This is a genomic window from Nocardioides sp. LMS-CY (genome assembly GCF_018732145.1).
Classification (GTDB): Bacteria; Actinomycetota; Actinomycetes; order Propionibacteriales; family Nocardioidaceae; genus Nocardioides; species Nocardioides soli.
Window position 1 is genome coordinate 26,397 of sequence record NZ_CP076104.1, and the last position, 14,118, is coordinate 40,514.

The 14,118-nt window shown below is 68.8% G+C and carries 15 protein-coding genes; 3 read left to right on the forward strand and 12 right to left on the reverse strand.

Going from position 1 to position 14,118, the window contains the following annotated elements; translation table 11 throughout:
* Positions 1-2: 2 nt before the first annotated feature.
* The 11 genes from KM427_RS00135 to KM427_RS25795 form a co-directional block, all read right to left on the reverse strand.
* Positions 3-1,016 (reverse strand): ParB N-terminal domain-containing protein, encoded by a 1,014-nt coding sequence (locus tag KM427_RS00135; protein WP_215525796.1) that lies wholly within the window; start codon positions 1,014-1,016, stop codon positions 3-5.
* Positions 1,013-1,942 carry a hypothetical protein gene (locus KM427_RS00140; protein ID WP_215525797.1) on the reverse strand — a complete coding sequence of 310 codons (930 nt, stop codon included), beginning with the start codon at positions 1,940-1,942 and terminating at the stop codon, positions 1,013-1,015. The genes KM427_RS00135 and KM427_RS00140 overlap by 4 nt, the downstream gene beginning before the upstream one ends.
* 98 nt (positions 1,943-2,040) lie before the next feature.
* Complete coding sequence (locus KM427_RS00145; RefSeq protein ID WP_215525798.1) at positions 2,041-2,490, reverse strand: hypothetical protein; 450 nt, start codon at positions 2,488-2,490, stop codon at positions 2,041-2,043.
* Positions 2,487-3,296, reverse strand: a complete 810-nt coding sequence (locus KM427_RS00150; RefSeq protein ID WP_252274902.1) for a DUF2637 domain-containing protein — start codon at positions 3,294-3,296, stop codon at positions 2,487-2,489. Before KM427_RS00150 ends, KM427_RS00145 begins: the two co-directional genes overlap by 4 nt.
* Complete coding sequence (locus KM427_RS00155; RefSeq protein ID WP_215525799.1) at positions 3,296-4,249, reverse strand: bifunctional DNA primase/polymerase; 954 nt, start codon at positions 4,247-4,249, stop codon at positions 3,296-3,298. Before KM427_RS00155 ends, KM427_RS00150 begins: the two co-directional genes overlap by 1 nt.
* Positions 4,249-5,370: an ArdC-like ssDNA-binding domain-containing protein gene (locus KM427_RS00160; protein ID WP_215525800.1), complete on the reverse strand. Its 1,122-nt coding sequence runs from the start codon at positions 5,368-5,370 to the stop codon at positions 4,249-4,251. The genes KM427_RS00155 and KM427_RS00160 overlap by 1 nt, the downstream gene beginning before the upstream one ends.
* A gap of 243 nt (positions 5,371-5,613) precedes the next feature.
* Positions 5,614-6,441 (reverse strand): helix-turn-helix transcriptional regulator, encoded by an 828-nt coding sequence (locus KM427_RS00165; protein WP_252274904.1) that lies wholly within the window; start codon positions 6,439-6,441, stop codon positions 5,614-5,616.
* A 221-nt stretch (positions 6,442-6,662) separates the two neighbouring features.
* Positions 6,663-6,911: a 50S ribosomal protein L32 gene (rpmF, locus tag KM427_RS00170; RefSeq protein WP_392390626.1), complete on the reverse strand. Its 249-nt coding sequence runs from the start codon at positions 6,909-6,911 to the stop codon at positions 6,663-6,665.
* 28 nt (positions 6,912-6,939) lie between these two features.
* The gene (locus KM427_RS00175; protein ID WP_252274906.1) at positions 6,940-8,124 is read right to left on the reverse strand and encodes a radical SAM protein; all 1,185 of its coding nucleotides are present in this window, start codon (positions 8,122-8,124) and stop codon (positions 6,940-6,942) included.
* 432 nt (positions 8,125-8,556) lie between these two features.
* Entirely contained in the window at positions 8,557-9,738 is a 1,182-nt protein-coding gene (locus tag KM427_RS00180) for a Cmx/CmrA family chloramphenicol efflux MFS transporter (RefSeq protein WP_215525803.1), read from the reverse strand.
* 311 nt (positions 9,739-10,049) lie between these two features.
* The gene (locus KM427_RS25795; protein WP_215527469.1) at positions 10,050-11,108 is read right to left on the reverse strand and encodes a DNA cytosine methyltransferase; all 1,059 of its coding nucleotides are present in this window, start codon (positions 11,106-11,108) and stop codon (positions 10,050-10,052) included.
* A 391-nt stretch (positions 11,109-11,499) separates the two neighbouring features.
* On the opposite strand from KM427_RS25795, the gene KM427_RS00190 reads away from it, so the two are divergent.
* From KM427_RS00190 to KM427_RS00200, 3 genes are read left to right on the forward strand one after another with little or no spacing between them, the layout of a single operon-like run.
* Positions 11,500-12,120, forward strand: a complete 621-nt coding sequence (locus KM427_RS00190; protein ID WP_215525804.1) for a TetR/AcrR family transcriptional regulator — start codon at positions 11,500-11,502, stop codon at positions 12,118-12,120.
* A complete protein-coding gene (locus KM427_RS00195; RefSeq protein ID WP_215525805.1) occupies positions 12,113-12,364 on the forward strand; it encodes a hypothetical protein in 252 nt (83 codons plus the stop codon). The genes KM427_RS00190 and KM427_RS00195 overlap by 8 nt, the downstream gene beginning before the upstream one ends.
* A 40-nt stretch (positions 12,365-12,404) precedes the next feature.
* Complete coding sequence (locus KM427_RS00200) at positions 12,405-13,034, forward strand: hypothetical protein (protein WP_215525806.1); 630 nt, start codon at positions 12,405-12,407, stop codon at positions 13,032-13,034.
* Positions 13,035-13,134: 100 nt separating this feature from the next.
* On the opposite strand, the gene KM427_RS00205 is transcribed toward KM427_RS00200, so the two are convergent.
* Positions 13,135-13,902, reverse strand: coding sequence for an SDR family oxidoreductase (locus tag KM427_RS00205; RefSeq protein WP_215525807.1), 768 nt, complete (start codon positions 13,900-13,902; stop codon positions 13,135-13,137).
* Between the last annotated feature and the right edge of the window lie 216 nt (positions 13,903-14,118).

A 14,118-nucleotide genomic window follows, 5' to 3' on the forward strand; every position in this document is an offset into this window, starting at 1 on the left:
CGTCAGGGGGCGTGCAAGTGGCCGCGCGCGGCCGCCGGCTCATCGCCGGAAGTGTCGCGGTCGCGCAGGGTGCGCAGTTCCTCGGCGAATCGACTGGTGCCCTCGGCGGTGGCAAGGAAGGACTCAATCTGCTCATCGCTCAGCTCGGCGGCGAGGTGTTCGGCGTCGTAGTGGGTCCACCACTGGTCCAGCTCGCCCCAGGTGAGCACGAACGCCCTCACCGGATACCGCGCCGGTTCGCCGTCGTCGTCGGTCACCGGTCGGGGGCGTGGTGTGCGGGTCTTCTTGGCGTCCTTGGCGCGGGCGAGGGCGTCGGCGGCGAGGTGATGCAGGTCGGTCTCACGTTCGGCCTGCGCGCTCTGGGCGGCGGCGCGGATCGCCTCAAAGATCGGATGCACCGGAGCCCCGGCGTCGATGCGCTCCAGCTCAGCGATGACTCGTGTTCTTAGTTCGGCGGGTTGGGCGGGGTCCTCGGCGATCCTCTGGAGCCAGCCGATCTTCTCCAACGTCGTGTGTGAGGCGCCACCGGGGATCATCGCGGCCGCCTGCTCGCGTGTCCTGCCAGCAGGTCCGAGCGACGGGGGTGCAAATTTTGCACGCCCGTCAGCACCCGGCTGGTTCTCCGAGCTGAACTGGGTCGCGGCCCTCCTGCGCTCAGCGTCCTCGGCCATCAGCATCTTCAGCTCCCGGTACAGGGCGGCGGCCTCGGTCTGGGTAAGCGGCTTGTGGAGCACGTTGTCGTCCTGCTCGGCCAGCAGGTGGCCGAGGCGGTCGGAGATGCCGGAGCGGACCCAGACGTTGACCTTGCGCCAGCCGAGCTGTTTGATCGCCGCCAACCTCCTGGCCCCGCACACCAGCACTCCGTCGGGGGTGATGGTGATGGGCTGCAACAGCCCGTCCCGTCCGATCGAGGCAGCGAGTTCGTCGATGTTGCCGAACGTGGTCCGGTGCCGGCGTCCGACCCGGATGGAGTCGACGGTGCGCTCCAGCTCGATGTAGCCCGCCGGTGCGGTCACGACCGATCACCACCAGGCTCGTCGTGGTGGCCGGGAACGGCCAGCGAGATGGTCAGGATGAGGTCGTCATCGCGCAGCAGCACCGGCAGGGTCTCGCCGATCAGCAGCCGCAACAGCACACCCCGCCCGGTGCTGGTAGCTGCGTAGGCGGGGTGCGGGTTGCCCAACAAGGCGCGCAGCAGCGCCGTCCAGGAGGAAGGCGGGATGTCCAGCAGCGCGCGGGCGTGCTTGTCCCGCCGCAACGCCTCGTAGGCGGCCTGCCGGGTACCGGTCTTGGTCAGCGCCCCGCAGATATGCTCCACTCCGGCGCGGGCGGTGGCCGGGTCCCAGCCCAACAGCGTGAACAAGGCGATGGCATCCTCAGCCGCCGACCCAGCCGACATGCACGCCCGATCCGAACCGCGCCCACCACCATCATCATGTCCCGCCCCGGCAGCGTCCGTCTCCACGCCTGTGTCGTCGTGGTTGCGGGAGTCGGTGATGTGGAAGGCCGGGTGATAGTCGCTCAGCGGGTTCTCCCGGTCAGAGAACCGCTCCGGATCGTGGAACGCCGAGACGTGCGGGCGCCTTGCCTGGTGGACCGAGCACAACAGTCCTTGGGCGCGTTCTTCGAAGATGCAGGTGATCCGCACCGCGTGCGTGATGACCGCCCAGGGGTCGCGTGCCTCGCGGGCGGCGCGGGTGATCATCACCTTGAACGCCGCCGACGCTGCCTCCCACGGGTCCAGGCCGTGCTTCCTGGCGAGGGGTTCGTACTTCTCGGCGGTGTGGGCCATCAGCTCCGCCGCCGTCGGATCATGGCTCCACGAGCCTGGTCCCGCGGCGTGGAGCCGGTGCAGCAGGGCGCGCAGCCCGTCGCTGGTGGTGAAGTCCTCACCACCCTCGCCGTCAGCGGCGTGTGACTGGGTGGGTGTTGTCGTGGTCATGGTCTGGCACCTCCTGACAGGTAGGTGCACGCGCGTCCCCACACCGGCTGGTCCGCCGATGGCGAGGGCGACGTGATGGTGGGGGTGCGCATCTGTGGTCACCCCAGCCCGATCCCCGAACGGCTCACCCACGACTGGTGCCGGCTGCCACGGCCGAACTCCGAGACATCGGGCAGCCGCCGCGCCCGCTCACTGACGGCCTGCGCGGCCTTGCCGAGACCGCGGCCGCTGGCACGGGTGACGTGGCCGGTGAGCTGGCGGGTGCGGCGGGCGAGTTCGACCTCGAAGTCGATACCCCGCCCCGCGACCGTCGCGGACTGCCGGGCGAGCAGATCGGCGGGCCGCACCCACTCCACACCCCGCGCCCGCCGCGCGCTATCCGCGATCGTGGCCTTGCCGGGACGGTTGCGGTGGGCGACCTTGGCGGCCTGCACCGCCTCCGGCGTCCCCGTCCTCTCCGGGGCTTTCGGGACCGAGTTGTCCTTGGTCGGCTCGGGTGCGTTCTGCCGGCGCTCGTGCTGGTGGCGGGCAGGGTCTGTGGTGTTCATGGGGTCTTCGCCTCCTCGACGGTCTGCTTGTCGGGAAGGTGCGCGGGCGTGAACCAGCGGCCCACGGTGGACGGGTGCACGCCGAGTTCGCGGGCGATGCGCTTGTTCGACCACCCCTGCTCACGCAACCTCGCGGCGCGCTCACGCCGATCCGAGCTTGTGGCGCCGGCCCGCGGGCGTGGGGCGACCCTCCGCGGTGACGGTGGCTCATCTGAGGCGCTGTCCCCACCTGCGGTGCTCTCCGCCGGCGCTGGCGGCGCCGGGAACAGACTCGGTTCCGGCACTTCGACGGGCACGGACGGCCGCCTCGGATGCTCCACCGGCGCGACCCGGTCACGGTCGACTACGCCCATGTCGGGGTCGGTCGCGGTTGGGAGGGGGCGGGTAAGGATGACGGTCAGGTGGGTGATCGCCAGCAGGACCACCGGTGGCACCGCCGCCACACTCGCGGCGAGCACGCCGGGCACATCGGCATCGGCGGCGACCACGGCGTGGATCGCGTTGGCGGTCACCGACACCGCAGCGCCGCCGATAAGCAGCACCCACGGATACCAGGCCGATTTGTGGCCGGCGAGGGCGACGACGGCGACCGTGGCGACAACGATGATGCCGTCGACGATCAGAGGCCACGCCCACGACTGCCCGGCCCCAATCCCGGACCTGGCGGCGAGGTCAGCCAGCGCGGTGAAGGACAGCCAGAAGGCGCCGGCGGCGATGAACACCGTCCCCGACACCGCCGTCACCACCGCCCACCGACGCCCCGCAGTCCTGCTCGCGACCCTGCTGCTGATGATTGGGGTGGTCATCACAGCCCTCGCACCCTCGACGACATCGGCGGGCGGGTGCTGGTGTCGCGGTCGAACCAGCCGTCCGCGGCCACCGGCGGCTCACGCCGCCCCGGCGACGAGGTTCCGCGCCGGGCAGGCTCGGCGCGGACGGTCCGGTAGGCGGAGCGGACCGTGGCGGTGATCTCGCGCTCAGCGAGCCCGGCGTGACCAGCGGCCGCGGTGAGCACGTCGAGCGCATCCGACGCAGGCAGCCCGTTCTCCGCGAGCCGGCACGCCGCCCAGAACAGAACCCGGTTCCGCTCACCCTCGCCACGGGCAGCGACCCACGCCGCCAGCCGTGACACATCGACATCCCGACCCATACCGACAGACGCGGGCCGGGGTGTGGGACGGGGGTCGAGGAAGTCCCGCAACCGTCCCGCATCCAACAGGCTCGCGGGGCCGGCGTTGACCTCCTCGACCTGATAGCCGACCGTGGTGCCCTCGATGGAGCGGGCCGAGGGCGGGACGATGATGTAGCCGCCGTCGCCTCGGAAGTCGATCCCCGCACGTGCCGCCTGCCAGGACCGCTGCTCCGTGCCCGGTGTGGCCGGGTAGTAGGCGTGCATCCCGCCGGTGGGTGTGCGCACCAACAGCTCCCACCCCTCCACCAGACCGGCGCGGACGGCGCGGTCGAAACTGGCGCGCCCATCGACGGGGCCGTGCACGTCCACGTCCACGACGACCGCGCCCGAGGCGGCCCCGGTCGGGACACCGATGTTCGCCCCCGGCGACTGCCGCCACCACGCCTCGACCTGATCCAGGTCCGTGGTGGCGTCGTGGAACCCGTGCTCGGTGGCCGGACGCTTCCCCCACGGTGTGCAGGGGAAGACCGGCACCCCCGCTACTGCGAACTCTCGTGCGGCGGCCGACAGCGGCCACGCCGCGTGCATCCGAAGCAATACCGAGGAGACGACTCCGTGCTCGGCCATCACAGCCCCCGCCCCACGACCGCCGGCACCGGTACGGGTCTGGCGGCCGGTTCAAGCGACGGAGTCGCCTGCCGCGGCGATGCCGGCTCCGCTGTCGGCGACGCTTGCGCTTGTGCGGGTGCCTTGCGCTGGGCGGCGTCCCGGTCCAAGCCTGGCGGGGTGCCGTCATCGAGCTGGGGCGTGTCGAGCTGGTCCAGGATCGCCAGAGCGGTCTTGCGGACCCGCTCCCCGGTGGCCTTGACCACTTCCACCGGCTCTTTCCCGTCGACGCGGGCCGCCCAGGTGGAGACGTACGGGATCGTGTACCCGGAGGTGTCCAACCCGTGAGCGGCGCCGACCATCAGGGCCACGGACTCGGCTTCGACCTCGCCGATGCCGCGATGCTGACGGGCCTCGTCGGCGTCGGGTCCGTGCAGGAGGACGTGTCCGAGTTCGTGGGCGAGGGTCTTGACCTGCGCGGCGGGGTCCATGTTCTCGCGCACCGCCACGGTGTTCGCGGTGTAGTCGGTCATCCCGTTCGCACCGTGGATCATCCCCTCGTGCGGCACCCGCACCACCGAGAAACCCGCCGTCTCGACCTGCGCGGCCAGGCCGTCCCACAGCCCAGCCGGGGCCTGGCCCTCCAGCAGCTTCGGCGCGGGCGGTTCGGGGATCGGGTCGCCGGCGGTCTGCGAGGCGTCCCACACGTAAGCCGGACGGACGCCGACCATCTTGGAACGTACGACCTCACCGGCACGGGGCTTCTCGCCCTTGCTCAGGCGCCGCCACGACTCCGCATCGGCCGGGGTGGCGGTGGCGAAGCGGCCGGTGACCGGGGCGAGAATCTGATACCCCGGCTGACCCTTCTGCACCTGCCGACCGAGACCCTGCCACTGTCGGTAACCGGCCACATACGACGGGAACGGCTCCGGTACGTGACCGGACTCGAACGCCGCCTGGTGCTGCTCCCAGATCAGCAGGGTGTTGGAGAATGATCTGGTCCTGAACCGAGCCGCGAACGCGAGCGCCCGCGCCCAGTCCTCACCGGAGACGAGCTGTTCGACTGCGCCGGTCAGGCGCTCGTGCAGCTCGTCGAGCTTCGCCTCCCGCGCGGCTTTGGCTTGCTCCCGTGTCGTGGCCATCGTCGTGTCCTCCCGATACCCTGAGCACCGGGCCGAACTGGGCCTCGGTGACCATCAGGTGCGCCGAGATCACCAGCAAGACGAGACGGACAACGGACGATGTGACCGTCAGGTGTGTGGTGAACCCGACGAGTCCGTACCGGACTATCAGCCCCTCAGCAGTCCCGGGCGCCGAGGCCGGCGATGATGCGGATACCTGTATCGGCGTTGCGGCGATCTGTATCGCCGCCGCCCTGGCCCTGCTCAGGCGGCAGTCTTCTGTCGGCTCAGTTCCCGGTAGCGCGTCGGGGTGACACCCACGGCTTGGCGGAACATCCGAGCAGCGTGACCTCGGCTGTACCAGCCGACACGTCGCATCGCCTCCTCGATCGGCAGGTCGGTCTCACGCAACAACCGAGCGAGCTGCTCCGCGCGGACGGTCACCAGGTAGGTCATCGGTGTCTTGCCGTAGGCATGGACGAAGACCCGGCCGAGCTGTGAGGGCGATAGATGCACAGCATCGGCGATGCTCTGGAGCGTCCATCGCTCAGCGGGCTCACGACGCAAGAGTTCGATGGCCTGTCGCGCTTCAACTCGCAACGGCGCGAACTCACGATGGCGCGGAGGACTCGGATGCACTGCCCGGCGCTGCGTCACTGATCGACGTACCGCGGTCGTCTTCACGTAGGGCGTGATCACATCGACGACTGCGAACAACAGCGCTTGCATCCGGTAGAACCGCTCCGGTGTGGGCCCGTCCAGGCTCAGAGCCACCAGCTCGTCGAGCCAGGGCATGAGCATCCCGGCACGATCCTCACCGAGGTGGAGCACTTGCGCGGGCTCGGAGTACAGCTCCTCGGCAAAGTCTTGGGCGTGCAGCCGGTCGGCGAGGAACGCAGCGTGCTGCCAGAACACCTGATCGATCACATAGTCACGGTCCAAGTAGAGGGTCGTGACCGTGATCGACCCCTCGGGCTCGCTCCCACACAGCGTGTTCGCCCCGAGCGCCACGACGTCACCGACCGTGACCGGCTTCTCGCCGAACTCGCTCAGCAGAATCGCCGAACCGTTGCGGACGAAGATGAGTCTCACGCAGTCATAGGCGACCGGCGCAGTTGGGGTGTGGATTGTGCGGCTGCGCGCGAGGATTGGATGGAAGTCGTGCCGCGATGCCGGTTGTTGTCGAGTTGGTGCTCGCGTTTTGGAGGGCATAATGCCGGACCCGGTCCGAGGCCGTGGGAGACTCGGCCTGGACGTGACGCGGCGACGACCCCGTCGTCTTGGTGGGGCCGTCGCCGCGATCTGTGGGGTGGTCAGCGCTGCATCGTCTGCGGCGTCAGGACCTGACGGCCCCGATATTGGCCGCAGTTAGAGCACGCCCGGTGTGGCAGCGTGGGCTTTCCGCACGCAGGGTTGGGGCAGGTCGTGGTCTGCGGCGGGGTTGCCTTCCACTGCGAGCGGCGTGATCTGGTGCGCGAGCGTGACTTCCGCCGGAATCCCGATGATGCCATGGCGGTTCTCCTTTCAAATACGTTGATGTGGGCGTGGGAACGAGCCCGCATACCGGCGGGTCTCTGCCGACCAGTGGCATCACGGTGTGTCACCTCCCGTCGCTGCTGTGCGTGGGGTCGGTGGGGTGTGTGGAGCGTCGCGGGCGTTGAGATAGTCGGCGTGGAGTTGCCCGCACGCGGCGTCGATGCCCGTGCCGAACTGCTGACGCCGGCTGACCGCCACGCCGGCCGACCTCAGACGCGCGACGAACTCTTGGACGGTCCGGGTAGCTGGACGCCGGTACGGTGCGGTCACGCCTGCGGCTTCGTTGTAGGCGATGACGCTGATCTTGAAAAGGTCCGGTCGTGATCGGTGCTTCACCAGGCGCGCGAGGTGTTCTGCGTGTTCGGCGCTGTCGTTGACGCCATCGATCAGCAGATAGGCCAAGAACACACGTCGGCGGGTCGCAGCCACGTGGCGGTCCAGGATGTCCACGCTGGCTTCGAGCGGGAATCGCTTCTGTAACGGGATCAGGACGGAGCGCTGGTCCGGGAACGGTGAATGGACCGAGAGAGTGATGGTGACGTGCGGGTGCTGGGCGACTAGTTGGGCCAATCGTGGCGCGAACCCGACCGTGGACACTGTGATCCGTCGCGGGGACCAGCCGCCGACCTGCGGGTCGGTCAGCATGTCCAGTGCCGTGAAGATGCGGGGATTGGCGAGGGGTTCGCCCATGCCCATGAAGGCGATGCTCTTCACGGGAAACGCACGGTCGCGCTGCCAAGGGGCGTAGAGCGCCTGCGCCAGGATCTCCTCGGCGTCCAGGTTCCTGACGAGCCCGACCGCGCCGGTGGCGCAGAACGTGCAGGCCAGGCCGCAACCGGACTGCGAGGACAGGCAGATCGATGACCAGCCGTCGCGGAAGCGTGAGCGCACTGCCTCGAAATAGCCGGGCTTGTCGCCGGAGAAGAGGACCTTCTCTACGGATGTGTCTTCGCCGCTGCTCACTACCGTCGCGGGCAGGATCATCGGTCCTAGCCGTGCTTCGAGGTCGTCGCGTACGAGCCGTGGAAGGTGGCGGGCGTCGCCGAAGCGTGCGGTCCGGCCTGCGCGGAGGCCTTGGAGCAGCGCGGTGAACTGATAATCGGGCTGACCATGCTCATCGAGCACGCGGCGAATGCGCTCTAGATGGCTGTTGGGCGGAGGAATCGGCAGTGCCGGGCTTCCCGGTCGCCGTGCAGGGATGCCGGCAGCGAGATTGGTGGGATAGCTGGGAGTGACCACGAGGGAGAACCTTCCGGGTAGTGAGGTAGATCGCGCGGTGGACGCGATCGACTCAGCGGAAGGACAAAGCAGCGTGGCAGCAGCCGATGAAATTCAGTTCAAGAGCGGAATTGGACCACGGGAAGAGCGTCCAGAATGTTCCGTCGAACTGGCACGATGTGCCTGCGGAAGACCCGTTCGCGCCGAAGACGTGGCGGTCAGCGAGGTCTAGCCACCGAATCCTTCCGGTGGCTAGGCTCTGTCTGCGATCGGGGTCGACATGACGTCCACGTTAGCACGCGACGCCCGGCCGGTGCTACCGCATAGGTGCTTGCCGCCCGCGGACACGCGTCGTCCACGACAGCGACGAGCTGGCCCCGGCGGTGGGTCCGAGCCTTGTCAGACCCACCGCCGGATGCACATTTCAGGTCGGGCCGCAACCAGCGTGTCCGCTCAGGCCACGGGTACTGTCGTCCGCGGCCGATCTGCACGGGCGCGTCTCGTGGCCCACCCGAGGCCGACGGTGCCAAGCACCAGGAGCGCGCTGACCGCGAGCGGACCGCGCACGCCGACCAGCTCGATCGCCACCCCGCCGGCGATCGGCCCGATGACCGCGCCGAGGTTCATCGCGACCGTGGCGAAGGAGCCGCTCATGGACGGCGCCTCGCCCGCGGTTGCCATGATCCGACCGATCAGCGTGCTGCTCAGCGCGAAGGAGAGCGCCCCGAGGAGCAGCGCCAGCACCCACACCACCGGCTGGCTATCGACCATCACCGTCAGCAGCGCCCAGCCGAGCACCAGCAGCGGTCCGGTCACCAGGATCACCTCGCGCCAGCTCCGGTCCGCGAGCCGACCCGCCGCGGTCACACCGCAGAACGCGCCGAGACCGAACACCCCCAGCAACAGAGGCACCAGGGTTTCGCTGACCCCGGCTCGTGTGCCGGCGATGACGGCGAGGTAGGTGAAGGAGCAGAACGTGGCCGCGTTGACCAGGACCCCCATGACGATGTTCAGCTGGACCGGCCGCAGCCGCAACGTCCGCAACTCACCGGTCAGAGACCGTCGTGCGACAGCGTGGTCCGTCTGCACGGCACGTGTCGGGGTGGCGATGAGCACCGCGATCAGCGCGGGCACCGAGACGAGGGCGATCGCCCACAAGGTGGCCCGCCAGCCGAGGGCGTTCCCGACGAACGCTCCCGCCGGGACACCGGCGATCAGGGCCAGCGTTGTGCCGCCGAGGATGACCGCCAGTGCGCGGGCGCGGGAGTGAGCCGGGACGAGGTGCGTAACCGTGGACAGGGCGACCGCGAGGAAGCCCGCGTTCGCCAGCGCCGCCACGACCCGGGTGGCGAACAGGAGCCCGAAGCTCTCCGCCGCGGCGCCGACGACGTGCGCGAGGATGAACAGGGCAAGGAACCCGCTCATGGTCCAGCGAGGCGAGAGCCCACGACCGACCGCGGCCATGACAGGTGCTCCCAGCGCCATGCCGACCGCGAAGGCTGAGGTCAGCAGACCGGCCTGCGCGAGCGAGATATCGAGGTCGCCGGCGATGCCGTGCAGCAGACCGGCCAGGACGAACTCAGAGGTGCCCTGCGCGAACACGGCGAGGGCAAGGATGTACAACACAATGGGCATGAAAATGCCTTCCGAAGCAAGAGATGACGAAAGTGAACGACGCGGTCGGCACCGCAGGCGCTTCGTATGCGTGAGGATTCACAAAGACAGCGCCGCCCGACAGGGCGTGCGCTGGGAATCAGGAAGGAACTACAGCATCTCGGGCTACCGGCGGACCGATAGCCCCACTCTGCTTGCTTCGGGAGAACTCACGAAGCAAGCGTACCAGGCCACAGACGGCGGATTTTGCATCGCAACCAATCGCCAACCTCTGTGCGGGCGGCTACCTACCGGTGGTGACGGCCGACTGGCAGCACCGTTCGCCAGGAGTGTCACCTGCTAGAGGTGAGCGCCGCCGCTGCCTGCAACGGCAGCACTCCATTGCCGAGCGCCGCGATCTGCTGATTCGGGGCGAGCCTGTGTCCAGAGTCGGTGACCCAGCCTGCGGGGAGGCCCATGAGCCACTCCGCGAACTCCGATGCTGGCCGTGGTCCAATGTCGTCGTTCAGGAGGACTGGTGCCGGGGCTGTTCGGCCGGTGATGTGTTCCCATCGGGCGATGGCGTCGGCGTAGCGTCCCCATTGTCGAAGCTGTGCTCGATCAGCGACCACAGCGTCTCTGACTCGTCGTTCTTGTTCGGTAAGCCATCGGGTCCGTGCAGAGCCAGGTCGATGACCTGGTGTGACAGCGCGATCGTGCCCCGTCTGGCACGCACCCGGTCCAGGGCCTCCCCACCGCGGGAGGAGTCCGGGGCCAACGGAGTGCGGAACAGGGTCTTGGGGATGGGCGAGGATGAAGATGCGAAACCGGTGGTGAGAAGCGCCGACAAGCGAAGCCGGTAGGCCGACCCATCGTGCGTCTCGCCGCAGGTCGACCAGATCGCCGAGAACGGCGCCAAGAGCCCTCAGAGGTCGGGTTGCATCGTCTCCCAGATGCCGCGGGTCGGGTTCCAGATAGCGAAGGGTTGCGGCCGCATCCTGCTCGGGGGTTGCGTTACCAGAGTTGCGTTGTTCATGGTCGGTGCCTTCCGAGGTGATGCGCTGGGCTGGGGTGGACAGCAACCCGCGGACGTTCTCGATCACCACGAGCCGGGGTTGCAATGCTTCGATCGCGGCGGCCATGTGGGACCGGAGCCCAGCGGCCGCGCCAGGAGTGAGACCGGCGCGCTTGCCGACCGTCGATACGGACTGGCAGGGGAACCCGCCGCAGAGGATGTCCACCGGCTTGACCGCATGCCAGTCGATGGTGGTGATGTCCCCGAGGTTCGGAGGCTCGGGCCAGTGGTCGGCGAAGACGCGGGCGACGGGTTCATTGAGTTCCGAGAACCAGACGGTCTCGGCGTTGAAGACGTGCTCGACGGCGAGGTCGAGCCCGCCGTGCCCGGAGAACAGCGACCGACCCGCAGACGATGCCCATCAGAAGGGTTGTGGTCGTGCATGTGGGCTCCGGCAGCTCGGTGACCCCGGACCCGAACCCCTCACGGAGCCCTTCGCCGGGCTGATCACCTGGCAGGTGCACGACTCCGCTCAACCGCCGCCGACGCCTCGCTGACGACACGACAAGGCACGCCCACTCCCGGCCGTCGGGCCGAGACCGATCCGCCTCGCGTTCCGCCCGTCGTCGGAGCTGCCACGCGTCTTGCAGATCGAGGCTGAAGGTCCCGGATCGACTCAAAGTTGGCCGCGTGTCCGCGCTGCTCACATGACCACCCGATGGCGGTGCCGCGAATGCGGGTGTCGCATGGAAACAAGACGCTAGCACAAGTGTGCTAGCATCTTGTTCATGGCACAGGTGGACCATCAGGAGCGGCGGCGCGAGATCGTCAAGGCGGTGTGGCGGCTGCTGGAGAAGGGCGGCGTGGAGGCGGCGTCGGTGCGGGGTGTCATCGCCGAGACCGGGCTGTCGTCGGGGTCGATCCGATTCTTCTTCTCCACCCAGGCCGGCTTGCACGAGTTCGCGATGTCCAGCCTCGCCGAGCGCGTCCAGGAGCGCGTGCGCCGAGCGACGGCCGAGCCCGACGTGGCACGGCGGACGGTGGCAATGGTGAGCGAGCTGATGCCGCTGCGTGACGACACCGAGCAGGAGCTGGGCATCTGGTTGGCGTTCGTCGCCAAGGCCCGCCATGACCCGAGCCTGGCCCGGATCGTGGCCGAGCAGGCCACGGCGATCCGGGAGTTCCTGATCACGGTCATCGGCGACTTGGTGGCCCTGGGGCTCAGGCCACCGGCGACCGACATCGAGTCCGAGGTGATCCACCTCAACGCCGTCATCGATGGGCTCACCTTCGAACTGCTGACCGCTCCGGGCCTGATCAGCCGAGAAGAGGCCGCCGCCGCCCTGCGAAGCGCACTGCTGCCCGACCAGAGGCAGCCCGAGAACGACGAGGAGCACCACCATGACTGAGCCCCAAGGCCACGAGCCCGCCTCGAACCAGCCGACGACATCGGCGAAGTGGGCGCCGTGGTGGATCTATCTGATCGTGCTGCTCGGCGCGAACTACGCGCGCAGTGCCGTCCTGCCGGGCGACTCGCTGCCGCTGCCGGCGATCGTGGCGATCGCCGTCGGTCAAGCGGCCGTGCTGTTCGTGATCATCACCGCGATCTGGCGCGTCACCCGCCGCGACAAGAACCGAGGCCAGCCCTCATGACCCGCATGAGAGACCACCGATTCGGGCCGGAGACGGTCCCGTGATCGCGGCGATCATCGCCGCCGAGGTCGCGTTCTGGGTGCTGCTGCTTGCCGGACTCGCGTTGCGCTACCTCGTCCGCGCATGGCGCCTGAGCACCCTGGTGCTCGCCTGCGTGCCGCTGGTCGACCTCGCCCTGCTGGTCCTCGTCGCCGTCGACGTCATGCGAGGTACCCCACCGACCCGGTCGCACGCGTTCGCAGCCCTGTACCTGGGCATCACCGTCGCCTTCGGACACCACATCATTCAGCGCACCGACGCCTGGTTCCGCTACCGCTACGCGGGCGGATCGAAACCTCTCAAGGCACCCAAAGGCTCGAGGGAGGAGGTCCGCGCCATCTGGGGCGAGTGGTTCCGCATCGTGCTCGCCGCAGCCATCGGCGCGACCTGCCTGCTCGTCATGATCGCCCTCGAAGGATGGCACATCCCCGCCAGCACCGACGCCGCTGCCACCCACCCGTACTGGGCCACCCTGCTGCTCTTGCCGATCATCACCGCGGTCTGGTTTCTCGCCGGCCCCGCATTCGCTGGCCGCGGCGACCCCACCCGTGACCGACAATCCGCGACCCTCGCGGACCCAACGGCTATGACCCTTCACGCTCGACGGCACGGCGGCGATGAACGGTCGTGAGCGATCTGGCGCGATTCATGCAGCCTCGCATCGCCGGGAACGGCGTCTTTGATGAGCTTGTTGTTCGCGTCGCGTGCGGATGCGGCGGGACGCGGCGACGTCAAGAGCCGCGGGGACGCCAGCGGCCGAACCCGCCCTCGGTGTTGATGATCTGGCCGGTGATCCAGGACGCCTCCTCGGTGATCAGCCAGGCGATGAGCCGGGCCGGATCGTCCGGGTGCCCGTACCGGCCGACAGGGAACATCGGCTCGACCACCTGCCACATCTCCTCGGTCAGGTAGCCGGTGTCGACCGGACCGGGGTTCACCGTGTTCACGCGGATGCCGCGATCGGCGAGCTGATCGGCGATGGTCGTGGTCACGCCGGCGAGGGCGGCCTTGGCCGCCGCGTAGGCGACCTCGCCGGGCATCGGCCCGAGGGCTTGCCCGGAGGTGAGGAACACGATCGACCCGGTGCGTTCCTCATCGTGGTGAGCGGCGAAGGCTTGGGCCAGCAGGATCGAGGCGCGGGCATCGACCGCCCAGTGGCGATCCAGGTCCGCGGCGCTAAGCTCGCCGATCGCCCCGTCGGAGCCGGTCAGCGCCTGGTTGCAGACCAGAGCATCCACGTGCCCGAACTCGGTGACCGCTGCCGCGATCACACGCTCAGCAGCGTCGTCCTCGGTCAGATCGGCGTGCAGGTCGGCCACGCGCGCCGCACCCACTAGATGGGACCTGACGCCATCGAGCACCGCGTCGAGATTATCGCTGCCCCAGTCCTGTTCCTCATCGTGGGGCGAGAAGTGGTGGCAGAACACGCTGGCTCCATACGCGGCCAGCCGACACGCGGTGGCATAACCGATCCCCGCCCGGCGACTGACCCCGGTCACCACGACAGACTTCCCACTGAGTGGCAGCGGGTCACGCGCCAACGGGTCCCCACCATCAACACTCATGCGTTCCAGTAGATCAGAATTCGCCACCCGACCTCGGCCCGTACCACTCACGCGCACCTTCCCAACGTGACGGTCTCCATGCGCGTGATGTCGGCGGGTGATGGCTACAAGTACCTGCTGCGCAAGGTCGCGGCCGCGGACGGTGATCGA

What these genes read in the sequence shown, in the direction of transcription:
- KM427_RS00140 (WP_215525797.1), bottom strand. Translation starts at nt 1,942, where the DNA reads ATGACCACGACAACACCCACCCAGTCACACGCCGCTGACGGCGAGGGT.
- KM427_RS00145 (WP_215525798.1), bottom strand. Translation starts at nt 2,490, where the DNA reads ATGAACACCACAGACCCTGCCCGCCACCAGCACGAGCGCCGGCAGAAC.
- KM427_RS00150 (WP_252274902.1), bottom strand. Translation starts at nt 3,296, where the DNA reads ATGACCACCCCAATCATCAGCAGCAGGGTCGCGAGCAGGACTGCGGGG.
- KM427_RS00155 (WP_215525799.1), bottom strand. Translation starts at nt 4,249, where the DNA reads ATGGCCGAGCACGGAGTCGTCTCCTCGGTATTGCTTCGGATGCACGCG.
- KM427_RS00160 (WP_215525800.1), bottom strand. Translation starts at nt 5,370, where the DNA reads ATGGCCACGACACGGGAGCAAGCCAAAGCCGCGCGGGAGGCGAAGCTC.
- rpmF (WP_392390626.1), bottom strand. Translation starts at nt 6,911, where the DNA reads ATGCGGGCTCGTTCCCACGCCCACATCAACGTATTTGAAAGGAGAACC.
- KM427_RS00180 (WP_215525803.1), bottom strand. Translation starts at nt 9,738, where the DNA reads ATGCCCATTGTGTTGTACATCCTTGCCCTCGCCGTGTTCGCGCAGGGC.
- KM427_RS00190 (WP_215525804.1), top strand. Translation starts at nt 11,500, where the DNA reads ATGGCACAGGTGGACCATCAGGAGCGGCGGCGCGAGATCGTCAAGGCG.
- KM427_RS00195 (WP_215525805.1), top strand. Translation starts at nt 12,113, where the DNA reads ATGACTGAGCCCCAAGGCCACGAGCCCGCCTCGAACCAGCCGACGACA.